General features: G+C 40.7%; 21 protein-coding genes. All 21 read left to right on the forward strand.

The window, feature by feature from the left end; all coding sequences use genetic code 11:
- The first annotated feature begins 14 nt into the window (after positions 1-14).
- Positions 15-1,724, forward strand: a complete 1,710-nt coding sequence (locus tag IRB43_RS05010) for a proline--tRNA ligase (protein ID WP_203362339.1) — start codon at positions 15-17, stop codon at positions 1,722-1,724.
- A 131-nt stretch (positions 1,725-1,855) separates the two neighbouring features.
- Positions 1,856-6,178 carry a PolC-type DNA polymerase III gene (locus IRB43_RS05015; protein ID WP_203362340.1) on the forward strand — a complete coding sequence of 1,441 codons (4,323 nt, stop codon included), beginning with the start codon at positions 1,856-1,858 and terminating at the stop codon, positions 6,176-6,178.
- Between the two features lie 162 nt (positions 6,179-6,340).
- The gene (gene rimP, locus IRB43_RS05020; protein WP_203362341.1) at positions 6,341-6,811 is read left to right on the forward strand and encodes a ribosome maturation factor RimP; all 471 of its coding nucleotides are present in this window, start codon (positions 6,341-6,343) and stop codon (positions 6,809-6,811) included.
- A 120-nt stretch (positions 6,812-6,931) separates the two neighbouring features.
- Positions 6,932-8,050 (forward strand): transcription termination factor NusA, encoded by a 1,119-nt coding sequence (nusA, locus tag IRB43_RS05025; protein ID WP_203362342.1) that lies wholly within the window; start codon positions 6,932-6,934, stop codon positions 8,048-8,050.
- 13 nt (positions 8,051-8,063) lie between these two features.
- On the forward strand, positions 8,064-8,339 hold the full coding sequence (gene rnpM / locus IRB43_RS05030) for an RNase P modulator RnpM (RefSeq protein ID WP_203362343.1): 276 nt from the start codon (positions 8,064-8,066) through the stop codon (positions 8,337-8,339).
- Between the two features lie 3 nt (positions 8,340-8,342).
- A complete protein-coding gene (locus IRB43_RS05035; protein WP_203362344.1) occupies positions 8,343-8,660 on the forward strand; it encodes a YlxQ family RNA-binding protein in 318 nt (105 codons plus the stop codon).
- Positions 8,661-8,667: 7 nt separating this feature from the next.
- Positions 8,668-10,770: a translation initiation factor IF-2 gene (gene infB, locus IRB43_RS05040; RefSeq protein WP_203362345.1), complete on the forward strand. Its 2,103-nt coding sequence runs from the start codon at positions 8,668-8,670 to the stop codon at positions 10,768-10,770.
- Positions 10,767-11,045, forward strand: a complete 279-nt coding sequence (locus IRB43_RS05045) for a DUF503 domain-containing protein (protein WP_203362346.1) — start codon at positions 10,767-10,769, stop codon at positions 11,043-11,045. Before infB ends, IRB43_RS05045 begins: the two co-directional genes overlap by 4 nt.
- Positions 11,046-11,059: 14 nt before the next feature.
- Entirely contained in the window at positions 11,060-11,407 is a 348-nt protein-coding gene (gene rbfA / locus IRB43_RS05050; protein ID WP_203362347.1) for a 30S ribosome-binding factor RbfA, read from the forward strand.
- Between the two features lie 127 nt (positions 11,408-11,534).
- Positions 11,535-12,443: a tRNA pseudouridine(55) synthase TruB gene (gene truB, locus IRB43_RS05055; RefSeq protein ID WP_203362348.1), complete on the forward strand. Its 909-nt coding sequence runs from the start codon at positions 11,535-11,537 to the stop codon at positions 12,441-12,443.
- 22 nt (positions 12,444-12,465) lie between these two features.
- The gene (gene ribF, locus IRB43_RS05060; protein WP_203362349.1) at positions 12,466-13,413 is read left to right on the forward strand and encodes a bifunctional riboflavin kinase/FAD synthetase; all 948 of its coding nucleotides are present in this window, start codon (positions 12,466-12,468) and stop codon (positions 13,411-13,413) included.
- Between the two features lie 127 nt (positions 13,414-13,540).
- Positions 13,541-13,810 carry a 30S ribosomal protein S15 gene (gene rpsO / locus IRB43_RS05065; RefSeq protein ID WP_203362350.1) on the forward strand — a complete coding sequence of 90 codons (270 nt, stop codon included), beginning with the start codon at positions 13,541-13,543 and terminating at the stop codon, positions 13,808-13,810.
- 230 nt (positions 13,811-14,040) lie between these two features.
- Entirely contained in the window at positions 14,041-16,167 is a 2,127-nt protein-coding gene (gene pnp / locus IRB43_RS05070; RefSeq protein ID WP_203362351.1) for a polyribonucleotide nucleotidyltransferase, read from the forward strand.
- A gap of 201 nt (positions 16,168-16,368) precedes the next feature.
- Entirely contained in the window at positions 16,369-17,325 is a 957-nt protein-coding gene (locus IRB43_RS05075) for a polysaccharide deacetylase family protein (RefSeq protein WP_203362352.1), read from the forward strand.
- Positions 17,326-17,374: 49 nt separating this feature from the next.
- Positions 17,375-18,610 (forward strand): M16 family metallopeptidase, encoded by a 1,236-nt coding sequence (locus IRB43_RS05080; protein ID WP_203362353.1) that lies wholly within the window; start codon positions 17,375-17,377, stop codon positions 18,608-18,610.
- 200 nt (positions 18,611-18,810) lie between these two features.
- The gene (dpaA, locus tag IRB43_RS05085; protein WP_203362459.1) at positions 18,811-19,695 is read left to right on the forward strand and encodes a dipicolinic acid synthetase subunit A; all 885 of its coding nucleotides are present in this window, start codon (positions 18,811-18,813) and stop codon (positions 19,693-19,695) included.
- Positions 19,696-19,710: 15 nt separating this feature from the next.
- Positions 19,711-20,310: a dipicolinate synthase subunit B gene (locus tag IRB43_RS05090; RefSeq protein ID WP_203362354.1), complete on the forward strand. Its 600-nt coding sequence runs from the start codon at positions 19,711-19,713 to the stop codon at positions 20,308-20,310.
- A 175-nt stretch (positions 20,311-20,485) separates the two neighbouring features.
- A complete protein-coding gene (asd, locus tag IRB43_RS05095; protein ID WP_203362355.1) occupies positions 20,486-21,538 on the forward strand; it encodes an aspartate-semialdehyde dehydrogenase in 1,053 nt (350 codons plus the stop codon).
- A gap of 43 nt (positions 21,539-21,581) precedes the next feature.
- Entirely contained in the window at positions 21,582-22,823 is a 1,242-nt protein-coding gene (dapG, locus tag IRB43_RS05100; RefSeq protein WP_203362356.1) for an aspartate kinase, read from the forward strand.
- Positions 22,824-22,845: 22 nt separating this feature from the next.
- Positions 22,846-23,709 (forward strand): 4-hydroxy-tetrahydrodipicolinate synthase, encoded by an 864-nt coding sequence (dapA, locus tag IRB43_RS05105; RefSeq protein ID WP_203362357.1) that lies wholly within the window; start codon positions 22,846-22,848, stop codon positions 23,707-23,709.
- A gap of 308 nt (positions 23,710-24,017) precedes the next feature.
- A complete protein-coding gene (locus IRB43_RS05110) occupies positions 24,018-25,685 on the forward strand; it encodes a ribonuclease J (protein WP_203362358.1) in 1,668 nt (555 codons plus the stop codon).
- Positions 25,686-25,769: the final 84 nt, after the last annotated feature.

Below are 25,769 nucleotides of genomic sequence, written 5' to 3' on the forward strand. Positions count from 1 at the left end.
TTGAGGTGCATGTCATGAAACAAAGCCAAACGTTAATTCCTACATTAAGAGAAACTCCTGCAGATGCGGAGGTGAAAAATCATCAGCTTTTATTAAAGGCGGGGTTTATTAGACAAAACGCAAGCGGCGTCTATAGCTACTTGCCGCTTGGAAAGAAAGTTTTGCGGAAAGTGGAAGATATTGTTCGCGAAGAAATGGATGCTGCTGGAGCAGTCGAACTATTAATGCCTGCTTTACAGCAAGCAGAGCTGTGGCAAGAGTCAGGTCGCTGGTATACGTATGGTCCTGAACTAATGCGTTTAAAAGACCGTCATGATCGTGAATTTGCCTTAGGGGCAACTCATGAAGAGGTAATCACTAGCTTAGTTCGCGATGAAATCAAATCATATAAGCGTTTACCATTGACGTTATACCAAATTCAAACGAAATTCCGTGACGAAAAGCGCCCGCGTTTCGGCTTGCTTCGCGGAAGAGAGTTTGTGATGAAAGATGCTTACTCTTTCCATACGTCTCAGGAAAGTTTAGATGAAGTATATGACCGTTTATTTACGGCTTATTCGAATGTATTCCGCCGCTGCGGTTTAAATTTCCGAGCAGTCATTGCCGATTCTGGAGCGATGGGCGGAAAAGATACGCATGAGTTTATGGTGTTATCGGATATTGGAGAAGATACGATTGCTTATTCCGATCAGTCTGATTATGCGGCCAATATTGAAATGGCTCCTGTTGTGACAGCTTATGAAAAAAGCGATGAGCCGGAAAAAGAAAAAGAAAAAGTGGCTACTCCAAATGCGAAAACAATTGAAGAGGTTTCTGCTTTGTTAAATGTAGCACCAGAAAAATGCATTAAATCGCTTTTATTTAAAGTAGATGAAGAGTACGTGCTTGTTCTCGCTAGGGGCGATCATGAAGTGAATGATATTAAGTTGAAAAACTTGCTGCAAGCAGATCAAGTCGAGTTAGCTCTTCCTGAAATGGTGAGTGATGTTTTAGGTTGCTCCATCGGCTCCCTTGGTCCTGTAGGTGTGAAGGGTGACGTAAAAGTCATAGCGGACCACGCTGTACAAGCCATTACAAATATGGTGTGTGGTGCAAACGAAGAAGGATTCCATTATGTGAATGTCAATGCAGAAAGAGATTTCACAGTTGATCAATATGCGGATCTTCGTTTTATTCAAGAGGGCGATGTTTCTCCTGATGGACAAGGTACAATCAAATTTGCCAAAGGAATTGAAGTGGGGCATGTCTTTAAATTAGGCACTCGCTATAGCGAAGCGATGAATGCCACTTATTTAGATGACAATGGACGCACGCAACCGATGATTATGGGATGCTACGGCATCGGTGTCTCACGTACACTAGCTGCCGTTGCTGAACAATTTAATGATGAGAAAGGCTTCATTTGGCCAAAAGCGTTAACTCCATATGATGTGCATCTCGTTCCAATTAATATGAAAGATGATCATCAACGTGAATTAGCGGAAGAACTGTATGATTTGCTACGTGAGAAACGTTTCGATGTGTTGCTGGATGATCGTGCGGAGCGGCCTGGTGTTAAATTTGCTGACAGTGATTTAATCGGTTTACCTGTGCGAATTACAGTAGGTAAAAAAGCATCTGAAGGCATCGTAGAAGTGAAGGTGCGATCAACGGGAGAAACCATTGAAGTGTCTAAAGAACAATTAGCGGCAACATTGGATGATTTGTTTCAAACAATCGCTTAATGGATAGATAAGATGAACATGGCTAGCAAACTTCTAGACAGGGATCAGAAGTTGTTTAGCGAAAGAGAGAAAAAGGTGCCTGCCGTAGGCGCCTTTTTCTTCCGATTATAAAAAAATTGGGAGGCGAAAAAATGAGTCAAGAATCCCAAGGGAAGCGGCAAAGGTTTCAATTACTATTACAGCAGTTAAATCTGATTGATGACGTCTTCGTAAAGCACTTTGAGGGAGCGGAAATTTCTAAGTTGACGGTAGAACGACAACAGCAAAGATGGCATTTTTCGTTTTTGGTAGAACGTATTGTTCCTTGTCAAGTGCTGGAGCTTTTTGCGAATAAACTGGTACACACATTTAAAGAGATTGCCACTGTCACATTTTCAATAAAAGCGAAAAATCCAGAGGTCTCAGATGTATTAATCGGACAATACTGGAATTTATGTGTGAAGCAACTAGAAGGCATCTCGCCGCCTATGCTTGCTTTACTAACGAAACAACCGCCTACTGTCAAAGGAAACAAGCTTGTGGTGGGAGTCAATAATGAAGCGGAAGGAATGGCATTGAAAAATAAGTATGGCGAATGGGTCGTCCGTACTTATCAACACTATGGCTTTCCGGCTTTGGCGTTTGATGTCGAAATTATTGAATCAGAAAAAGATGAGGCCTTCCAACAATTTTTAGAGGCGAAGCAAAAAGAAGATGCGGAACGAGCGATGCAGGCCGTTGTTGATATGCAGAAACGTGAAGCAAGTGCGAAAGAAGAAGAATCGGAATTTGACGGTCCGTTAATGATCGGGTTGAAAATCAAAGATGATGCTGAATTCAAAAAGCTAGAAGAAATTCAAGATGAGGAACGGCGCATTGCGATCGAAGGTTATGTATTCGATGCAGAAACAAAAGAACTTCGCAGCGGCCGCACATTGCTCACTTTTAAAATCACTGATTATACGGACTCTCTTTTAGTGAAAATGTTCTCTCGCGATAAAGAAGATGCGGCTCTGTTAACTCGAATGAAAAAAGGAATGTGGGTTCGCGCTCGCGGAACGGTTCAAAATGATACGTTTGTTCGAGACTTAGTGATGATTGCTAATGATATCAACGAAATTTCGCCGGTTACCCGACAAGATACAGCTCCGGAAGAGGAGAAGCGAGTCGAGCTTCATCTGCATACGCCAATGAGTCAAATGGATGCTGTGACACCAGTGAGTGACCTCGTTGCTCAAGCGAGTAAATGGGGGCATAAAGCGATTGCTGTTACAGACCATGCCGTTACCCAATCATTCCCTGAAGCGTATAGCGCCGGAAAGAAACACGGTATTAAAGTATTATACGGACTAGAAGCGAACTTAGTCGATGATGGCGTGCCAATTGCTTATCATGACGCTCATCGATTTTTGCCAGATGAAACTTATGTCGTATTTGACGTCGAGACAACAGGGTTATCAGCTGTGTATGATACGATTATTGAATTAGCTGGCGTCAAGATTAAGAATGGGGAGATTATCGACCGGTTTGAGTCCTTTGCCAATCCGCATCATCCGTTATCAGCCACTACGATCAATTTAACAGGCATTACAGATGATTTAGTAGAAAATGCTCCAGAAGTAGAAGAGGTATTACAAAAGTTTAAAGAATGGACAGCCGATGCTATTTTAGTTGCCCATAATGCTTCTTTTGATATGGGCTTTTTACAAGCGGGTTATGAACGCTACAATATCGAAAAAGCAACGAATCCAGTCATTGATACGTTAGAGCTAGCGAGATTTTTATATCCGAGCATGAAAAATCATCGTTTAAATACGTTAGCGAAGAAATTTGATGTGGAGCTAACTCAGCATCACCGGGCGATTTACGATGCAGAAGCGACTGGGTATTTAATGTTAAAAATGCTTCAGGATGCGGCTGAAAAAGGTATTACTTATCATGATCAATTTAACGAACATATGGGTGAAGGAGATGCTTACAAGCGAGCTCGTCCTTATCACTGTACGATCCTTGCTCGAAATGAAGTCGGCTTAAAAAACTTGTTTAAATTAGTTTCCATTTCTCATATTAATTATTTTTATCGTGTGCCGCGCATCCCAAGGTCGGTATTACAAAAACATCGAGAAGGTTTGATTATCGGTTCGGGTTGTGATAAAGGGGAAGTATTTGAGAGTATGATGCAAAAAGGTAGTGAAGAAGCGGAGAAAAAAGCAGCTTTTTATGATTACCTAGAAATTCATCCGAAAGAAGTGTATGCTCACTTATTGGAGCTAGAGTTAGTTCGTGATGATCATGCGCTTGAAGACATTATTTCAAAAATTGTTGAGATTGGCGATAAGTTGAAGTTGCCTGTTTGCGCTACAGGCAATGTTCATTACTTAAATCCGACAGATAAAATTCACCGTAAAATTTTGGTCAATTCCCAAGGGGGGGCGAATCCGCTCAATCGTCATCAGCTACCGGATGTTCATTTTCGAACAACGAATGAGATGCTCGATGCTTTCAGCTTTTTAGAGAAAGACAAGGCAAAAGAAGTAGTGGTCGTCAATCCGAATAAGGTTGCTGATCTTCTAGAAGAAATTAAGCCGATTAAAGATGATCTCTATACTCCAAAAATTGAAGGTGCCGATGAAGAAATAAGAAATATGAGTTATGAACGGGCGAGAAGCATCTACGGAGAGGACTTACCAGAAATTGTGGAAGCCCGATTAGAAAAAGAATTGAAAAGTATCATCGGACATGGATTTGCAGTCATTTACTTGATTTCCCACAAGTTGGTAAAAAAATCATTGGATGATGGCTATCTAGTTGGGTCACGCGGTTCCGTTGGCTCATCCTTTGTGGCTACGATGACAGAAATTACTGAGGTGAATCCGCTGCCTCCACATTATGTCTGTCCGAAATGCCGCACATCAGAGTTTTTTAATGATGGATCTGTCGGCTCCGGATTTGACCTGCCGGATAAAGACTGCCCAGATTGCGGCATAAGCTACACAAAAGATGGTCATGATATTCCGTTTGAAACGTTTCTTGGATTTAAAGGGGATAAAGTTCCGGATATAGATTTGAATTTTTCCGGTGAGTATCAACCGAGGGCTCATAATTATACAAAAGTACTATTTGGTGAAGATAATGTGTATCGAGCAGGAACGATCGGTACTGTGGCTGATAAAACGGCCTTTGGGTATGTGAAGGGATACGCCGCTGATAATAATTTGCAAATTCGTGGAGCGGAAGTCGATCGCTTAGCGAAAGGTTGTACAGGAGTAAAGCGGACGACAGGACAGCATCCAGGGGGAATCATTGTTGTGCCGGATTATATGGACATTTATGATTTCACACCGATTCAATACCCGGCGGATAGTGATAAATCAGAATGGAAAACAACGCATTTTGATTTCCATTCCATCCATGATAATTTATTAAAGCTCGATATTCTCGGTCACGATGATCCGACAGTCATTCGGATGCTACAAGATTTATCAGGTATTGATCCTAAAACCATTCCTACTGATGATCCAGAAGTGATGAAAATTTTTAGTGGAACAGAATCGCTTGGTGTAACGGAAGAACAAATCATGTGTAAAACAGGAACGCTTGGCATTCCTGAGTTTGGAACAAGATTCGTTCGTCAAATGCTTGAGGATACAAAACCGACAACATTTTCTGAACTTGTACAGATTTCAGGATTGTCTCACGGAACAGATGTATGGTTAGGGAATGCGCAAGAGCTGATTCATAATGGAATTTGCGAATTAAGCGATGTGATCGGCTGTCGTGATGATATTATGGTGTATTTAATTTACCAAGATCTTGATCCGGCTTTCGCCTTTAAAATTATGGAATCTGTTCGTAAAGGAAAAGGGTTAACAGAGGAAATGGAAGAAGAAATGCGCAATAAAAAAGTTCCGGAATGGTACATTGATTCATGTAAAAAAATTAAATACATGTTTCCAAAGGCTCACGCCGCTGCATATGTATTAATGGCGGTTCGGATTGCTTATTTTAAAGTGCACTTGCCGCTACTTTATTATGCTGCATATTTCACTGTGCGTGCCGAGGATTTTGATATTGAAGCAATGGTTAGAGGCTCAGCCGCTATTAAATCTAAACTAGAAGAGATTAACGCGAAAGGACTTGATGCTTCGCCGAAAGAAAAAAATCTGTTAACCGTTTTAGAGTTAGCGCTTGAAATGAGTGAACGAGGATTCTCTTTCCAAAAAGTAGACTTATATCGCTCGAGTGCCGATCAATTTGTGATCGATGGACAATCGCTTATTCCGCCGTTTAATGCGATTCCTGGTTTAGGAACGAACGCTGCTTATAATATTGTCAAAGCACGTGAAGAAGGGGAATTTTTATCAAAAGAAGATTTACAACAGCGGGGAAAGGTATCTAAGACGATTATTGAGTACTTGGATAATCATGGGTGTCTCGCTTCATTACCGGATCAAAATCAATTGTCATTATTTTAGGCTTGACACGCCTTAGTTGCATCTATGTGATGGATGTGGTATATTTTTAATGGAAATACTAATTGATAACTCTCTTTGAAAGAGTGGGGCATACCCACTCTTTCGTGTTTGTATAGAGTTTCATTTCTTGGTCCGGAAGGCTAGTCAACCAGGAGGTATTATATGAGTAAAGTAATTGAAATTGTAGAAGAACTCGTTGCACCAATTACAGAAGATTTAAACTTGGAATTAGTTGATATTGAATACGTAAAAGAAGGTAAAAATTGGTTTTTGCGCGTTTGTGTTGACAAAGAAACAGGAGTGGATATTGAAGAATGTGGTCTCGTCAGCGAGCGTTTAAGCGAGCAACTAGATGCTAAAGATCCTATTCCATATAACTATTTCCTTGAAGTTTCTTCGCCGGGAGCGGAGAGGCCATTAAAGAAAACAAAAGACTTTGAAAGAGCTGTCGGAAAAAGAGTACATGTAAAAACGTATGAGGCAATCGATGGTGAAAAAGCTTTTGAAGGCACATTATTATCTTACGACCAAGAATCATTGACCGTTGAATATATGGTCAAAACAAGAAAAAAACAAGTGGAAATCCCAATGGAGAAAGTGGCAAAAGCACGCCTTGCAGTTTCCTTTTCTTAATACATAAAGGAGGAAACATATAGGACTTTACAGTTCCCATCCGATAGTGAAAGGGAATTTGTTTTTGTACAGCTTTTTGTGAAGGATCGTTTGAATTAATTTAAGGGGGCGGAACGTTCGATGAGCACTGAATTATATGATGCTCTTGTGTATTTGGAGACAGAAAAAGGAATTGAGAGAGATGTGATCATTGAGGCGATTGAAGCGGCACTTGTTTCTGCCTATAAGCGTAATTTTAATCAAGCGCAAAATGTTCGCGTAGATCTCAATTTAGCAACAGGCACAATGCGTGTGTTTGCACGTAAAGAAGTGGTAGATGAAGTATTTGACAGCCGTTTAGAAATTTCAGAGGCAGCTGCGAGAGAAATCAATCCGGCATACGAGATTGGCGATATTGTCGAATTAGAAGTAACACCAAAAGATTTTGGACGCATTGCGGCTCAAACGGCGAAGCAAGTCGTCACTCAACGTGTACGTGAAGCAGAAAGAGGAATTATTTATTCTGAATTTATCGATCGCGAAGAAGACATTATGACTGGGATTGTTCAGCGTCAAGATTCCCGTTTTATTTATGTCAGTCTTGGGAAGGTTGAAGCTTTATTGCCGTTAGCTGAACAAATGCCTAATGAAAGCTATAAGCCGCATGACCGCATTAAAGTGTTTATCACAAAAGTAGAGAGAACGACAAAAGGGCCGCAAATCTTTGTTTCAAGAACACATCCAGGCCTATTAAAGCGCCTGTTTGAAATTGAAGTGCCGGAAATCTTTGATGGTACGGTTGAGATTCGTTCTGTATCGCGTGAAGCGGGAGATCGTTCGAAAATCTCTGTTTATGCAGAAAATCCGGAAATTGATCCTGTCGGTGCATGCGTTGGTCCAAAAGGAAGCCGTGTCCAGGCGATTGTCAATGAATTAAAAGGTGAAAAAATTGATATCGTGAAATGGTCCGACGATCCGGTAGTATTTGTTGCTAATGCATTAAGTCCATCAAAAGTCATCGATGTGCAAGTAGATGAAGAGAATAAAGCAACAACGGTGATTGTACCTGATTACCAACTTTCACTTGCTATCGGTAAAAGAGGGCAAAATGCTCGCTTAGCAGCTAAGTTAACGAACTGGAAAATTGATATTAAAAGCGAATCTGATGCTCGTGCAGCGGGTGTTTATCCGCGAGAAGATGCAGCGATCAACACTGTAGATGAAGAAGCTTATGACTTTTCCTCCGAAGAAATTGAATAAGAGGTGAAGAACAATGGCTAATCCTAAAAAAGTTCCATTAAGAAAATGTGTAGCTACAGGAGAAATGAAGTCGAAAAAAGAAATGGTAAGAATCGTCCGTTCGAAAGAAGGAGACGTATCTGTGGATTTAACCGGCAAAAAATCTGGGCGCGGAGCTTATTTATCAAAAAATAAAGAAGCGATAGAATTAGCGAAAAAAAGAGGAATCTTATCTCGGCATTTAAGCGCAGAGATCCCGGATGCTGTTTTTGAAGAATTGCTGTCTCTTGTAGAAAAGGAGAATCGTTAATTCATGAAACAGCCTCAATGGGTAGGATTAATCGGATTAGCTAACCGTGCAAGAAAAATTATTTCCGGCGAAGAACTGACAGTAAAAGAAATTCAAAGAGGCCAAGCGAAGCTCGTTGTGCTGTCGATGGATGCTTCGTCTAATACAAAGAAAAAAATTCAAGATAAAGCAAGCTTTTATAAGGTACCCGTAAGGTGGGTAGATGATCGGTATGTTCTAGGCCAGGCGATTGGCAAAGAGGCTAGGGTTGTTTTAGCTGTGTTAGACTCAGGTTTTGCAAACAAGCTTGCCACCCTTCTCGATGATAATATGCGGGGGTGAACATATAGTGAACCAAAAAAGAGTGTATGAATATGCGAAAGAAAAAAATGTGTCAAGTAAAGTAGTCATTGATAAATTAAAAGAGTTGAACGTAAAAGTCTCTAACCATATGACTGTTATTGACGAGGGGGCTATGCAAAAATTGGATAAATCACTAAATCAATCAAAAACAAATAATAAACAAAGCGCAGCTAAAGGCGCATCATCAAAACCTAAACAAGGGGTTAAATCTCAAGATTCCAAGAGAAATCCTCAACAAAGAGGGAATAATAAAGTTCAAGGGCGCAATAAGCAGCAAGGAAATAAAAATAAAAATGTAAAACCAGCTGCACCTACTCCGCCTAAAGTAAAAGAACTGCCAGAAAAAATTACGTTTACCGGCTCATTAACAGTAACTGAATTAGCAAAGAAATTAAATCGTGAGCCATCTGAAATTATTAAGAAGCTGTTTATGCTAGGGATTATGGCGACAATTAACCAAGAATTAGACAGCGATGCGATTGAGTTAATCGCTGGTGAATACGGCGTGGAAGTAGAAGAAGAAGTCTTGATTGATAAAGCGGACTTAGAAGTCTATTTTGGAGTCGATGAAGAAGAGGCAACAATTGAACGACCAGCTGTAGTAACTATTATGGGGCATGTTGACCATGGTAAAACAACTCTTCTTGACTCTATCCGAAACACGAAAGTAACCGAAGGAGAAGCTGGCGGAATTACTCAGCATATCGGTGCTTATCAAATTGAGGAGCAAGGCAAAAAAATTACGTTCCTGGATACCCCTGGACATGCGGCGTTTACAACGATGCGTGCTCGCGGAGCGAAAATTACAGATATCACCATCCTTGTTGTGGCAGCGGATGACGGCGTGATGCCACAAACAATCGAAGCGATCAATCATGCGAAGGCGGCGGAAGTACCAATTATTGTTGCTGTTAACAAAATTGATAAGCCAACAGCGAATCCAGATCGCGTGATGCAAGAATTGACTGAGCATGGTCTTTTACCAGAAGCTTGGGGCGGCGAAACGATTTTCGTTCCTCTATCAGCGAAACACGGTGAGGGAATTGACACATTGCTTGAAATGATTCTTTTAGTGGCTGAAGTAGAAGAGTTAAAAGCGAACCCTAACCGTCGTGCCATTGGAACAGTGATCGAAGCTGAGCTTGATAAAGGCCGCGGTTCTGTGGCGACATTGCTCGTTCAAAATGGTACGTTAAATGTAGGAGATCCCATCGTTGTCGGTAATACATTCGGGCGTGTGCGTGCCATGGTTAATGATCTAGGGCGCCGCGTGAAAGTAGCAGGACCTTCTACACCAGTGGAAATCACTGGATTAAATGATGTGCCATTAGCTGGAGACCGTTTCGTTGTTTTTGAAGATGAGAAAACAGCTCGCCAAATTGGTGAAGCGCGTGCACAAGAAGCATTGCAGGCGCAACGTAGCGAGAAATCTCGTGTCAGCCTAGATAACTTGTTTGAACATATGAAGCAAGGAGAAATGAAAGATTTAAACATCGTGTTAAAGGCGGACGTTCAAGGCTCGCTTGAAGCGGTTGCTGCTGCTTTGCAAAAACTTGAAGTAGAAGGTGTAAATGTGAAAATCATTCACACGGGCGTAGGGGCTATTACGGAATCGGATGTTATTTTAGCATCAGCTTCTAATGCGATTGTGATCGGCTTTAATGTACGTCCAGATGTGAACGCGAAACGTGCAGCCGAAACGGAAGAAGTCGATGTGCGTCTTCACCGCATTATTTATAAAGTCATCGAAGAAATTGAAGCGGCAATGAAAGGAATGCTTGATCCAGAATTCCAAGAAAAAATCATCGGTCAAGCAGAAGTCCGTCAAACATTTAAAGTATCGAAAGTCGGTACCATTGCCGGATCTTATGTGACGGATGGAAAAATCACTCGCGATAGCGGTGTTCGTTTAATTCGTGATGGTATCGTAATTTTTGAAGGGGAAGTTGATGCATTGAAACGCTTCAAAGATGATGCGAAAGAAGTCGCTCAAGGTTATGAGTGCGGAATCACGATTAAAAACTTCAATGATGTGAAAGAAGGCGACATTATTGAAGCCTTTATTGAAGAGGAAATTGAGCGTAAATGATCGGTTGCGTTGAAGTAGAATATATCATTCACGCGTCCCATTCATTAAAAGAAAAAAGGGCCGTGCTTCAACGTACTATCACTCGTTTAAAACAAAAATTAAATGTGTCTGTTGCCGAAACGAATTATCAGGACGTTTGGCAGCGGACACAGCTTACTATTGTCACCGTCGCTTCCTCTAAACAAGCAACTGAGAGGGAACTAGAAAACGCATTGAATTTTCTAGACTCGTTTCCTGAATGGGAGCGTCTGATGACATCCTATGAATGGCTATAGAGAGGTGAATAAAGATGACTCTTCGTTCGAATCGTGTCGGAGAACAAATGAAAAAAGAGCTAACGGATATTTTAAACCGTAAAGTGAAGGATCCTCGCATTGGTTTTATTACTGTTACAGATGTAGAGGTTACGGGCGACCTTCAACAAGCGAAGGTGTATATTACAGTCCTTGGCGATGAGCATAAACGAGAAGAAACGTTAAAAGCTCTTGCCAAAGCGAAAGGATTCATTCGTTCTGAAGTGGGACAGAGAATTCGTCTACGCAAAACACCAGAGTTATTGTTTGAATTTGACGAATCCATCGATTATGGAAATCGGATTGATGCGTTGTTGCGTCAAATTGACAGCGATCAGTCTTAAATGTGAAAGGTCTTTCGTTTCTCATTTGAATGCATATAGACTTTTTCTATACTTCATTCATAAAGAGGCGTAAGACCTCTTTTTTTTACGGAATTTTGTCAAATAATCTGAAAAGGAGAAAATGAGGATGAACGGGATATTACCACTTTGGAAAGAGAAAGGGATGACCTCCCATGATTGTGTTTTTCGTGTTAGAAAAATTCTTCGCACGAAAAAAGTGGGCCATACAGGTACGCTTGATCCCGATGTAGAAGGAGTATTGCCGATCTGCATCGGTCGAGCGACCAAGCTGTCGGACTATATTATGAATTCAGGGAAAACGTATGTAGCTGAAGTAACGGTAGGGTATTCGACAACGACAGAAGACGCTTCCGGAGAGATAGTAGAAAAAAGAGCATTGACCGAAGAGGTTTCAAGAGGGGATCTTTTGAACATATTACAGTCTTTAACAGGAGAAATTGTTCAAACGCCGCCGATGTATTCCGCTGTGAAAGTAAATGGAAAACGTCTATATGAATATGCTCGTCAAGGAATCGAAGTAGATCGTCCTTCGAGGAAAGTAATGATTGAAGACATACAACTTCTTGATGATCAAGATGTCTTTTCTGGAGAATCGATTCGTTTTTCCGTTCGAGTTGTTTGTGGCAAAGGAACATATATCCGTACTCTTGCTGTTATGATCGGTGAAAGATTAGGGTATCCTGCTCACATGTCTCATTTAGTGAGAACTGCCTCAGGTGGGTTTACTCAAGCAGACTGTTTGACTCTCAAGGAGTTAGAGGGGAAGCAGGAAAACAATGAAGTTGCATCAACGTTACATCCGCTTGAGAAAGGCATTTCTCATTTGCCGAAATGGGAGATAAGTGATACATTAGCAGAGAAAGTGAAAAATGGAGCTGTGCTTGATCAACCAGCTCATTGGCCAGCAAACGAAGCAGAAGCTGCTGTGATCTTTCAAGGGCATTTACTGGCCATTTATCGTTTACATCCGACCAAACCAGGGAAAATAAAGCCCGTAAAAGTATTAGGTGATTGACCAGGAAGAAGGGTGAAGAAAAATGGAAATGATCTTATTGCGCCATCCTCATCAATTACATAGAGAAGACTTGCCGCCCCTTGTGATGGCTCTTGGGTTTTTTGATGGTGTGCATAAAGGGCATCAGCAAGTGATTCAAACAGCTGTAAATAAAGCGCGAGAGCTAGGCATTAAAAGTGCGGTGATGACTTTTGATCCGCATCCCTCTGTTGTACTCGGTCGAAAGCATAAACAAGTAAAACATATTACTCCGCTACAAGAAAAAAAACAAGTGATTGACTCGCTTGGGGCGGATTATTTATTTGTTGTTCGATTTACTTCTGATTTTGCTGCTTTAGAGCCTCAGCAGTTCATCGACCAATATATTATTGGTTTACATGTTTTGCATGTAGTAGCTGGTTTTGATTATACGTATGGCAAGTTAGGGAAAGGAACGATGGAAACCATTCATTTTCATTCTAGAGGCCAATTTGATTTTACAACGGTGGATAAACTGGAGTATGAAGCAGAAAAGGTGAGTTCAACAAGAATACGAGCGCTGCTTGAAAATGGACAAATGGATATCGTTCATCAATTGATTGGTCGACCATACGAGGTGAGAGGCACCGTTATTCATGGAGATAAGCGAGGAAGAAAAATCGGCTTTCCAACGGCGAATATTGAAGTGAGTGCTGATTTTATTGTTCCGAAAACAGGGGTTTATGCTGTGAAAATCAGAGTAAAGGATCATTGGTATAACGGAGTTTGTAACATCGGCTATCGACCAACCTTTAAAAATCCGGATGCACCATCATTATCAATTGAGGTACATATTTTTGATTTTGAACACTCAATTTATGGGGAAGAAGTCGCTATTCAGTGGTTTATTCACATCCGAGGAGAGCAGAAATTTAATGGTATTGAAGAGCTTGTTCGCCAAATTGAAAGAGATAAACAAATGGCGATTGATTACTTGGCTAAGCCATTATAAAAAGCTTGCATTTTGATCGAAGATTCGATACAATTAAGATCGCATAAATCGAACCTTTGCTTGGCATCGCGCCACTCCGACGTATGCTCAGTAACAGGGGATTTGAAAATTTAAGGAGGAATTACAAATGGCATTAACTCAAGAACGCAAAAACGAAATCATCAGCCAATTCAAAACACATGAGAGTGACACTGGATCTCCAGAAGTACAAATTGCTGTACTTACTGAGCAAATCAACACTCTAAATGAGCATTTACGTACTCACAAAAAAGATCATCATTCACGTCGTGGTCTTTTGAAAATGGTAGGACGTCGTCGTAACTTGTTAACATACCTTCGTAACAAAGACGTTCAACGTTACCGTGAACTAATTCAAAAACTTGGCTTACGTCGATAAGCAATGCGAGAAGCGGGATTTTTCCCGCTTTTTTATTACGTTTAAAACATTTGGTGTTTCTTTACATCAAATGATAAAAATAAGTGCTTAATCAATAAGTTTTCAGTAAATAATACATAAGATAGGTAATTTAAAGGTTATACCTTTGCATAGCATGCAACGAATGTTATGCTATTATGTAGAATGGCAAATTATTCATCATTTTTATTGATATAGAGAGGGGTTCATTTATGGAGCAAGGGAAACAAACATTTTCCATAGAATGGGCAGGCCGAACGCTGACTGTAGAAATCGGCGAGGTCGCTAAACAAGCAAATGGAGCGGCATTAATCCGCTATGGAGATACGGTTGTGTTAAGCACAGCAACAGCATCAAAAGAAGCAAAAGCAGTAGACTTTTTCCCATTGACAGTCAATTATGAAGAACGTTTATATGCAGTAGGAAAAATCCCTGGCGGATTTATTAAACGGGAAGGTCGTCCAAGTGAAAAAGCGACGTTAGCAAGCCGCTTAATTGATCGCCCGATTCGTCCGTTATTTGCTGATGGATTCCGTAATGAAGTGCAAGTTATCAGTATCGTCATGAGCGTAGATCAAGACTGTTCATCTGAAATGGCCGCGATGTTTGGTTCTTCTTTAGCGCTAAGCCTTTCTGATATCCCATTTGAAGGTCCTATTGCCGGTGTTGTTGTAGGTCGTGTTGACGGCGAGTTCATTATTAATCCATCTGTTGAGCAAATGGAAAAAAGCGATATGAACTTAACGGTTGCTGGTACGAAAGATGCCATCAACATGGTTGAAGCTGGTGCGGATGAAGTACCTGAAGAAGTAATGCTTGAAGCGATCATGTTCGGGCATGAAGAAATTAAACGGATGATTGCTTTCCAAGAGGAAATTGTCCAGGCAGTTGGAAAAGAAAAAATCGAAGTTGAACTATATGAGATTGACGCAGATATTGAGCAAAAAGTTCGTGCTCTTTGTGAACAAGATATGATTCAAGCGATTCAAGTGCAAGAAAAGCACGCTCGTGAAGAAGCCATCACAGCAGTGAAAAATACAGTGAAAGAGAAATTCATTGAAGAAGAAGCTGATGACGAAACGATGAAACAAGTAGGGCAAATGCTTGATAAGCTTGTGAAGGAAGAGGTTCGTCGTTTAATTACGGTGGAAAAAGTTCGCCCAGACGGACGTCAAATCGATGAGATTCGTCCACTTGCTTCTACGATCGGTATTTTGCCGCGCACGCACGGTTCGGGAATGTTTACGCGTGGACAAACGCAAGTGCTAAGCATCTGTACGCTCGGCGCTCTAGGCGATGTGCAAATTTTAGATGGATTAGGTGTGGAAGAATCAAAACGCTTTATGCATCATTACAATTTCCCTTCCTTCAGTGTTGGTGAAACTCGTCCTCTTCGTGCGCCAGGTCGCCGTGAAATTGGACATGGGGCGCTAGGAGAAAGAGCGCTTGAGCCAATTGTTCCTAGTGAAAAGGATTTCCCATACACGATTCGTCTTGTGTCAGAAGTACTAGAATCGAATGGTTCTTCTTCTCAAGCTAGTATTTGTGCAAGCACGATGGCGATGATGGATGCTGGTGTACCAATTAAAGCACCGGTAGCAGGGATCGCGATGGGGCTAGTGAAATCTGGCGAAAATTATACGGTGTTAACAGATATTCAAGGATTAGAAGATCATTTAGGTGATATGGATTTCAAAGTGGCAGGTACATCTAATGGGGTAACAGCGCTTCAAATGGATATTAAAATTGAAGGGCTTAGCCGAGAAATTTTAGAAGAAGCATTGCAACAAGCGAAAAAAGGTCGGATGCAGATTTTAGAACATATGATGGCTACTATTTCTGAACCGCGAGAAGAATTATCTGCGTATGCACCGAAGATTTTAACGATGAACATTAATCCGGATAAGATCCGTGATGTTATTGGACCAAGCGGTAAACAAATCAATAAAATTATTGATGAGACCGGAGTTAAGATTGATATCGAGCAAGATGGAACGATTTTCATTTCCTCTACAGATGCTGCTAAAAATAACGAAGCGAAGAAAATCATTGAAGACATCGTTCGTGAAGTGGAAGTTGGCCAAATGTATTTAGGAACAGTTAAGCGCATTGAGAAGTTTGGGGCTTTTGTTGAACTGTTTCCAGGTAAAGACGGCTTAGTGCATATTTCTGAATTAGCGGAAGAGCGTGTTCGCAAAGTGGAAGATGTTGTGTCTCTTGGAGATCAATTGCTAGTGAAAGTAATCAATATTGATGATCAAGGGCGAGTAAACATTTCTCGTAAAGCAGTATTAAAAGAGCAGAAGGAAGCCGCTGAAAAGCAGCAGCAAGAATCTTAATAGCAAGATCTTTTATAACGGGTCTGCCTTTCATGAACGTTACCATACCTCAAAAAGCTATCGATGATAGGTTGTAGGTATTGAATCATGAGGGCAAGCCCTTTTTTCATGGATATACACATTTGGCTGTTTGTACAATTGACCGAGTTCTACTTCCATTTGTTCATTCATAGTGTTAAATGAACGAAGGGAGGAATAGGCATGTCGACAGCAAAAAAAGTGGCAAGTCTCATCGTTATTGCGATCATCGCCTTTACCATTATGAGTTATACATCAATTAACACCTATATAAATAGCTTGAAATATGATACGATCACTGTACAAAAGTCGCTTCAATCCTTAGAGGGAAGAATAAGAGATGAGGCAAAAAAACGGCAACAAGAACCTCAAGATGCTACAATTGATCGTGTATGGAAAACAACCCCCGGGTATAATGGAGTGAAAGTCGATGTTGAGAAGTCGTTAAAAAACATGAAAAAAGATGGAATATTTGTTGAAAAACATTTAATATACAGGCAGATACCCCCGAAAAAACATTTAAAAGATTTACCGCCAGCCCCGATTTATCGAGGGCATCCAGATAAGCCGATGATTGCCTTTGGCATCAATGTTGCGTGGGGAGAAGAGTATTTACCTGACATGCTTGCAACGTTAAAAAAGCATCAAATTCATGCCACCTTTTTTTTTGAAGGGAAATGGGTCAAAAAACACCCTGATCTTGCGAAGATGATTGTTAAGGCGGGACATGAAGCGGGAAATCATTCTTATTCACATCCAGATATGGCCGTATTAAGCGCAAATAAAACAAAGGAAGAGATGGTTAAGACGAATGAAGTGATCGAAGCGATCACGGGCCATACACCTAAATTATTTGCTCCGCCTAGCGGAAGCTTTAACGAGCAAACGATACAAGAGGCGCATAAGCTTGGCATGCTGACAACATTATGGACGGTCGATACAATTGATTGGAGAAAGCCGACCCCCAATGCGTTAATTGAACGAGTGATGGATAAAGTGCATCCAGGGGCAATTATTTTAATGCATCCAACAAAGTCTTCATCTGCTTCCTTAAACACCCTCATTCAAGAAATTGAAGCAAAGGATTTTAAAATAGGTACGGTATCCAACCTATTAAGTGAGACACGGATATTGAAATAGAGATAGGGCAGAGCTTGATTTTTGTTACAGCTAGAACAGGAGGATTACATTGATAAAGAAATTTACTTGCGACAATGGAGTTATAATCGTGTTAGAAGAAATTCCAACCGTTAGATCGGCAGCGATCGGAATTTGGATCGCTACAGGTTCAAGAGATGAAGTTCCGGAGAATAATGGAATTTCACATTTTCTTGAGCACATGTTTTTTAAAGGGACGGAAACGAAGTCAGCGAAGGAAATTGCTGAAAGCTTTGATAGCATCGGTGGACAAGTGAATGCATTTACATCGAAAGAATACACTTGTTATTATGCGAAAGTGTTAGATAATCATGCATCTTATGCGCTATCTACTCTTGCGGATATGTTTTTTCATTCTTCCTTTGACCAAGAAGAGATGAATAAAGAGAAGAATGTGGTGGCGGAAGAAATTAAAATGTATGAGGACACACCGGATGATATCGTTCATGATCTCTTAAGCCAAGCGGTATATGAGAATCATTCACTGGGCTATCCGATTCTTGGGACGGAAGAGACGTTATCCAGCTTTACGCAAGATACATTAAAACAATACATGTATGATATGTATACGCCAGATCGCGTAGTTATCTCTATTGCTGGCAACGTGAGTGAAGAATTAGTCAAACAAGCGGAGTCGCTGTTTGGAAGCTATGAAGGTGGCAGCCGGACGGTGAATCAATCAGTCCCGCAGTTTTATTGCAACCAACTGTCGAGAAGAAAAGAAACAGAGCAAGCTCATTTATGTTTAGGGTTTCAAGGGCTGCCTTTAGGCAATGAAGATATTTATAGCTTAATTATATTGAACAACATTGTTGGAGGCAGTATGTCGTCCCGTTTATTCCAAGAAGTTCGTGAGCAAAGGGGACTGGCTTATTCCGTCTTTTCTTACCACTCTTCTTTTCAAGATAGCGGTCTTGTAACGATATATGGAGGAACAGGTGCCAAACAGTTAGATCAATTATTTGAAACGATTCAAGGAACACTTACTTCCTTGAAAAAAGAAGGCATTACAGCAAAAGAATTGCATAACAGTAAAGAGCAGTTAAAAGGAAGTTTAATGCTTAGCCTAGAAAGTACTAATAGTCGAATGAGCCGAAACGGGAAAAATGAACTTATTTTAAGAAAGCATCGTTCGTTAGATGAAACGGTTAGTTTGATCGATGGGGTAACACTTGAATCCGTGAATCGTATGGCTGAAATCATCTTTACTGAAGATTATTCTGCCGCGCTTATTAGTCCGGATGGAAAACTGCCGGCTTCTATATAAAATTACTGGCGATGTGGATCGTTGGACGTTTTCAGCGCGAGGATCAAAAACGTTAGTTAATAGATTGGCAACAAGGATCTGTCCTGATGAAGGATGGATTCTTTTGTTTTAGAAAACGATATTTTATTTCACCCTTAAAAAATTTTTTCATACAATATAAAAGTGAATCGGTGCTACAGATAAAAAGGATGGTGAAAATGATGCTGACGGGACTTCAAGTTGCTGTATTAGGCGGAGATGCTCGCCAACTTGAAATTATTCGGAAATTAACAGAGCTGGATGCAAAAATTTATTTAGCTGGATTTGATCAATTAGAGCAAAGTTTCACTGGAGCAGTAAAGGAAAGCATGGAAGACATTCCTTTTGAAGAAATGGACGCGATTGTTCTGCCCGTTGCTGGTTTACAAGCGAATGGTGAAGTAGAAACTGTCTTTTCAAACAGTCATTTACGATTATCAAAAGATATTTTTGAGAAAACACCTGACCATTGTGTCATTTTTACAGGGATTAGCCCTCCCTTGTTAACGAATATGGCGGAAAAAGCAGGAAGAAAAATCGTTCGTTTGTTTGACCGTGATGATGTCGCCATTTATAACTCGATCCCTACTGCTGAAGGGGCTGTTCTTATGGCAATTCAGCATACCGACTTCACCATTCATGGATCAACAGTCGTTGTAATTGGGATGGGACGTGTAGGAATGAGTGTGGCTAGAACATTTAACAATCTAGGTGCGCATGTTCTCGTAGGTGCCAGGAAGAGCGAGCACTTGGCTCGGGCGATTGAAATGGGGGTAACGCCATTTAAAATGAACGAATTATCAGCGGTGGCAGAAAAAGCAGATATCATTATTAACACCGTTCCTTCTTTAGTGGTAACGGCGTCTGCCATTGCTAAGATGAGACCTCATACACTGATCATTGATCTGGCCTCCAAGCCTGGAGGGACAGATTTTCGATACGCGGAGAAAAGAGGCATAAAAGCGATTTTAGCCCTTGGGCTTCCAGGTCTTGTTGCTCCTAAAACAGCCGGACAAATATTAGCCAACGTGTTGGCGGAACTATTAAAGAATGATGTAGCAAAATGAAAGGAGAGCAGGGATATGACGTTAAAAGGAAAACGAATTGGCTTTGGCATCACTGGATCGCATTGCACGTACAGTGAAATTTTCCCGCAAATTGAACAGCTAGTTCAGCTTGGAGCCGAAGTTGTTCCAGTTGTGACAGGGACCGTCAAAGGGACAGGAACTCGCTTTGGAGAGGCAGGAGAATGGGTTGAGAAAATTGAAAAATTAACCAATACGACAGTCATCGATTCTATTGTTGAAGCAGAACCCTTAGGACCTAAATCCCCTCTTGATTGTATGGTAATAGCTCCTATTACTGGAAACTCTCTCAGTAAATTAGCGAATGCCATGACAGATTCTCCCGTTTTAATGGCCGCAAAAGCAACGCTTCGTAATCATAGACCAGTTGTCCTTGGCATATCTACGAATGATGCTCTAGGATTAAATGGCATAAATATTATGAGGCTAATGCCTACTAAACATATTTATTTTATTCCATTTGGTCAAGATGACCCCGTAAGAAAGCCTAATTCCATGGTGGCGCGCATGGATAGCTTAATTGAAACGATTGAGGCAGCGTTACTTGGAAAACAAGTTCAACCTGTCATTATTGAACGGTTTAGGGATGGGAATTAACCTTCCCTTTTTTCTCTTTTTTTAATAACTGAATATTTTCTTCTGCTTTTCAAACTTTAATGTGTTAAAATAATAGCTATTAAAAAATGTTGTTACATTTTTTCTACTATTTTTTATTATGAAAAAACGTGTTACATATACACGAGTATTTTGGTCTAGGGAAAGGGGAAGAAAAATGAGTAATCAAGGATTTCATGTAGCTGTAGTAGGTGCAACAGGAGCAGTAGGACAACAAATGTTAGACACATTAGCGAACAGAGATTTTCCGATTCGTGAGCTTACATTGCTATCATCTGCGCGTTCAGCTGGGAAAGTAATTGTATTTAAAGGTGAAGAAGTGATCGTACAAGAAGCGAAGCCTGAAAGTTTTGAAGGTGTCGATATCGCTCTTTTCAGCGCGGGTGGAAGCATCTCTAAAGAGTTAGCTCCAGAAGCAGCTAAACGCGGTGCGATTGTTATTGACAATACAAGCGCGTTCAGAATGGATCCTGAAGTGCCACTTGTTGTTCCGGAAGTCAATAAAGAGGATTTACGACAACATAAAGGCATCATTGCTAATCCGAACTGTTCGACGATTCAAATGGTCGCAGCTCTTGAACCGCTTCGTCAAGCGTATGGTTTGAAAAAGGTACTAGTGTCTACGTACCAAGCTGTATCAGGAGCGGGTGCCAAAGCGGTTCAAGAATTAAACGAACAAACAAAAGCCATTATCGAAGGAAAAGAATTTCAACCGGAAATTCTTCCTGTAGGTAGCGATAAGAAGCATTATCAAATTGCTTTCAATGCAATTCCTCAAATTGATAAGTTCGAGGAAAATGGCTTTACATTTGAAGAAATGAAAATGATTAATGAAACAAAAAAAATTATGCATATGCCAGAATTAAAGGTGGCAGCCACTTGTGTGCGCCTTCCGATTGCCACAGGACATTCTGAGTCATTATACTTTGAAGTAGAGGCAAGCGGTGTAACAGCAGAAGATATCCAAGCCAAATTAAAGGATGCTCCAGGGATCGTATTAGAAGACAATCCTTCTGAGCAAGTGTATCCAATGCCAGCTCATTGCGTCGGCAAAATTGATGTATTTGTTGGACGAATCAGAAAAGACTTAGATGAAGATACAGGCTTCCATATGTGGGTTGTATCTGATAACTTATTAAAGGGTGCTGCTTGGAACTCTGTCCAAATTGCTGAAACTTTAGTTGAAATGGGTCTAGTTGAAGCAAAATAACTGGTAGACCAATTCTCACCGAGGAAATGCAGAGGTGTAAAAAGTGAAGATTATTATTCAGAAGTTTGGCGGTACATCCGTACGCGATGAAAAAAGCCGTCAAAATGCGAAACGTCATATTGAAAAAGCGCTGAAAGAAGGGTACAAGGTAGTCGTAGTGGTATCTGCTATGGGACGAAAAGGAGAACCGTATGCCACCGATACTCTTCTAACCTTAGTGAATGGGCAAGATATGAAGCTATCAGCAAGAGAGCAAGATATGCTTCTTTCTTGCGGCGAAATTATCTCAAGCCTTGTATTTACTAATATGCTGCTTGACAGCGGCATTTCCGCTTGCGCATTAAATGGGGCACAGGCTGGATTCGTCACAAATAGTGAGCATACAAATGCAAAGATTTTAGAAATGAAATGCTCCCGTGTTCGCAAAGAATTAGAGGCGCACGAGGTTGTCGTTGTTGCTGGTTTTCAAGGAGCGAATGCAGAAGGTGATGTGACAACGCTTGGACGTGGAGGCAGCGATACATCTGCAGCTGCTTTAGGATCTGCTCTTGGGGCCGATTGGATTGATATTTTTACTGATGTAGAAGGCATTATGACCGCAGATCCTCGGGTAGCTGATAAAGCGAGACCTCTATCTGTTGTCACATATAATGAGGTTTGCAATATGGCTTACCAAGGCGCGAAAGTCATTCATCCACGCGCAATAGAAATCGCGATGCAGGCGAAGGTGCCTGTGCGTATACGGTCAACTAATTCTGACGGTTTAGGAACACTTGTTACTTCTTTATCAAAGCAAAATCAAGGATCTGACATTAGAGAGCGTTTAGTGACGGGAATTGCTCATGTATCCGATGTTTCTCAGATTAAAGTACAGGCGAAAAAAGATCAATACAATTTACAGGCTGAAGTATTTAAAGCGATGGCTAACGAGAAAATCAGTGTAGATTTTATTAATATTTCTCCAACTGGTGTTGTTTATACGGTTACAGGTAATATGGCTGATCGGGCAGAACAAGTATTAAAAGAGATGGGATATGAACCTGATATTGAGCGAGACTGTGCCAAAGTCTCTGTTGTCGGCGCTGGAATGACAGGAGTTCCAGGGGTAACATCAAAAATTGTTCATGCTCTCTCTGAAAAGAATGTGAGGATTTTACAGTCTGCTGACAGTCATACAACGATCTGGGTGCTTGTGAAGAATGAACAATTAGTTACAGCGGTCAATGCGCTGCACGATGCTTTTGAATTACATGAAGACCACAGTGAATATGAAATAAAGAAGTAAGCTTGACGGAGGAGGAATCAGTATGATTTCATTCGGACGGGTGTCCACTGCTATGGTGACACCTTTTGATTCAAAAGGAAATATCGATTTTGAAAAGATAACCCAGCTTGTGAATCATTTGATTAACAATGGCACTGATTCTCTTGTTGTTGCTGGAACGACAGGAGAATCACCTACTTTGACTGGAGAAGAAAAAGTGGCACTGTTTCGCCATACAGTTGAAGCAGCAGCAGGAAGAGTTCCGGTGATTGCGGGAACGGGAAGCAACAATACGAAGCAGTCCATTGAGTTAACGAAGAAAGCAGAAGAAGCAGGCGTCGATGCGATTATGCTGGTGGCTCCATATTACAATAAGCCAAATCAAGAAGGACTTTATCAGCACTTTAAAACGATTGCTGAATCGACTTCATTACCGGTGATGATCTACAACATTCCTGGTCGTGCCAGTGTGAATATAGCTCCAGAAACAACGATTAAACTATCAAACATAGCTAATATTGTAGCTGTGAAAGAAGCGAGTGGAAATATTGATGCTGTGACGGAAATTATTGCTGGAACAGCAGATGATTTTCTTGTGTACAGTGGAGATGATGGGCTGACTCTTCCTGTATTATCAGTGGGAGGAGATGGGGTTGTTTCCGTTGCTTCTCATGTGGTTGGCAATGAAATGCAACAAATGGTTTCCGCATTTTTAGCAGGAAATTATCAAGAAGCTGCAAAGATTCATCAGCAGCTATTGCCTTTAATTAGAGGGCTATTTGCCGCACCAAGTCCTGTTCCTGTTAAAACCGCTTTACAATTAAAGGGAATGGATATGGGAAGTGTGCGTTTACCGCTTGTTCCTCTATCAGAAACTGAGAGAGCAGATTTAATGAAGCTATTATAAACAATAGGACTGATCCGAAATAAAAAAGTGTCCGGCTAAGTTGAGTTTAGCTGGGCGCTTTTTTTATTTTGGCTATATGAAACAATGTCATTGATTTTAATCATTTTTTGACTCGCGTTTCATAAAGCTTTCATTGAAAATATGATGAATGCGGCACCTTTTAACCGTTGATCATATGGGTTTTTTTCTTTAAAAGAGTAGTGATCTTGAAATGAAGGAAAGATAGTATTGGCTTTACTTTCCTTCATCTATTATAATAAGAACAATGGTATAGGACGGGCTGGTCTTTATATAGGAGGAAGAGTATATTGGGTAAGAGAAAAAATGAAGTAATTAAAGTCATTCCACTTGGTGGAGTTGGCGAAATTGGAAAAAACATGACGGTCATTGAAGTAGACCAAGAAATTTTTGTAGTAGATACTGGCTTGATGTTTCCTGAAAATGAAATGCTTGGAATCGATATCGTCATTCCAGACATTACTTATTTAGTAGAAAACAAAGAGCGGGTGAAGGGGATTTTCCTTACGCATGGTCATGAAGATGCGATTGGTTCTTTAGGATATGTTTTGAAGAAAATTAAAGCGCCGGTGTACGGAAGCAAGCTAACGATCGCTTTGGCAAAAATGCGCCTTCGTGAAGAAAATGTAAAAGAAGAGGTTAAATACTATACTGTTCATTCGGATTCCCGTTTGCGTTTTAACGGAGTAGAGGTCACGTTCTTTAGAACAACTCACAGCATCCCGGATTCACTAGGAGTGGCGATTCATACATCAGAAGGAGCAATTGTCCACACTGGTGAATTTAAGTTTGATCAAGCAGCTAAAGGATTGTATGAACCGGATATTGGGAAGATGGCTCAACTTGGTCAAAACGGAGTGTTTATGCTATTATCTGATTCCACAGAGGCAGAAAGACCAGGGCATACGACTTCAGAAGCGGTGATTGCCAATCAGCTGTCTGATGCTTTTCATTCGGCAAAAGGCCGCATTATTGTTGCGTCTTTTGCATCCAATCTTGTTCGTATTCAACAAGTATTTGATGCTGCTTATCGAAATGGCCGCAAAGTGGCTGTTAGTGGGAAAAGCATGCAACGTGTCAATGATATTGCAATTAAACTTGGCTATTTAAAGGTACAGGAAGATGTCCTGATCAGCTTGCAAGAAATTTCCGAATACCCAGATCATCAAATTGTGATATTAACGACGGGGGTACAAGGAGAGCCGATTGAAGCACTGCAAAAAATGGCAAAAGGCACAAATAAATTAGTTAAAATCAAAAAAGGCGATTCAGTGTTAATTACAGCTACACCTTCACCAGGGCTAGAATTATTGCTTGTGAAAACGGTTGATTTACTGTATCGCGCAGGTGCCAATGTACTGACAGGTAAGAAAAAAGCACATGTATCAGGACATGGTTTCCAAGAAGATTTGAAATTTATGCTGAATTTGATGAAGCCAAAATATTTTCTTCCAATTCAAGGGGAATATCGCATGTTAAAAGCGCATGCGAAGCTAGCTGTGCAAGTGGGTGTGCCTGAAGAGAATATCGTGATACCGGATAAAGGTGACGTCATTGAGTATAAAAATGACAAGCTCCGCGTAGCTTCCAAAGTCCCTGCCGGAAATGTGCTCATTGACGGAATTGGAGTAGGAGATGTCGGAAACATCGTGTTACGCGACCGGAAGCTCCTTTCTCAAGATGGGATCTTCATTGTTGTGATTACATTAAGCAAAAAAGAAAAGCGGATCGTTTCCGGTCCTGAAATTATTTCACGCGGGTTCGTCTACGTGAGAGAATCAGAGAAATTAATGGAACAATCGACTAAATTGATTACAGATATTGTTGAAAAAAATATGGCCGGGGAATCATTTGAATGGTCAAGCATTAAACAAGATGTAAGAGATCAGCTGAACGCTTTTCTATTTGAAAAAACAAAACGCCGCCCGATGATTTTACCTATTATCATGGAAGTATAAAGAAGCAGCTTAACGATAAAAAATGAATCTCTATGGTTCATTTTTTTTTTGCATTGATACCATATTCTGCTTTGTATTATTTCA

The organism is Bacillus sp. REN10, assembly GCF_016820555.1.
GTDB lineage: Bacteria > Bacillota > Bacilli > Bacillales > Domibacillaceae > Bacillus_CE.

Coding starts and splice junctions, on each gene's coding strand:
- IRB43_RS05010 (WP_203362339.1), top strand. CDS start 15: ATGAAACAAAGCCAAACGTTAATTCCTACATTAAGAGAAACTCCTGCA.
- IRB43_RS05015 (WP_203362340.1), top strand. CDS start 1,856: ATGAGTCAAGAATCCCAAGGGAAGCGGCAAAGGTTTCAATTACTATTA.
- rimP (WP_203362341.1), top strand. CDS start 6,341: ATGAGTAAAGTAATTGAAATTGTAGAAGAACTCGTTGCACCAATTACA.
- nusA (WP_203362342.1), top strand. CDS start 6,932: ATGAGCACTGAATTATATGATGCTCTTGTGTATTTGGAGACAGAAAAA.
- rnpM (WP_203362343.1), top strand. CDS start 8,064: ATGGCTAATCCTAAAAAAGTTCCATTAAGAAAATGTGTAGCTACAGGA.
- IRB43_RS05035 (WP_203362344.1), top strand. CDS start 8,343: ATGAAACAGCCTCAATGGGTAGGATTAATCGGATTAGCTAACCGTGCA.
- IRB43_RS05045 (WP_203362346.1), top strand. CDS start 10,767: ATGATCGGTTGCGTTGAAGTAGAATATATCATTCACGCGTCCCATTCA.
- rbfA (WP_203362347.1), top strand. CDS start 11,060: ATGACTCTTCGTTCGAATCGTGTCGGAGAACAAATGAAAAAAGAGCTA.
- truB (WP_203362348.1), top strand. CDS start 11,535: ATGAACGGGATATTACCACTTTGGAAAGAGAAAGGGATGACCTCCCAT.
- ribF (WP_203362349.1), top strand. CDS start 12,466: ATGGAAATGATCTTATTGCGCCATCCTCATCAATTACATAGAGAAGAC.
- rpsO (WP_203362350.1), top strand. CDS start 13,541: ATGGCATTAACTCAAGAACGCAAAAACGAAATCATCAGCCAATTCAAA.
- pnp (WP_203362351.1), top strand. CDS start 14,041: ATGGAGCAAGGGAAACAAACATTTTCCATAGAATGGGCAGGCCGAACG.
- IRB43_RS05075 (WP_203362352.1), top strand. CDS start 16,369: ATGTCGACAGCAAAAAAAGTGGCAAGTCTCATCGTTATTGCGATCATC.
- dpaA (WP_203362459.1), top strand. CDS start 18,811: ATGCTGACGGGACTTCAAGTTGCTGTATTAGGCGGAGATGCTCGCCAA.
- IRB43_RS05090 (WP_203362354.1), top strand. CDS start 19,711: ATGACGTTAAAAGGAAAACGAATTGGCTTTGGCATCACTGGATCGCAT.
- asd (WP_203362355.1), top strand. CDS start 20,486: ATGAGTAATCAAGGATTTCATGTAGCTGTAGTAGGTGCAACAGGAGCA.
- dapA (WP_203362357.1), top strand. CDS start 22,846: ATGATTTCATTCGGACGGGTGTCCACTGCTATGGTGACACCTTTTGAT.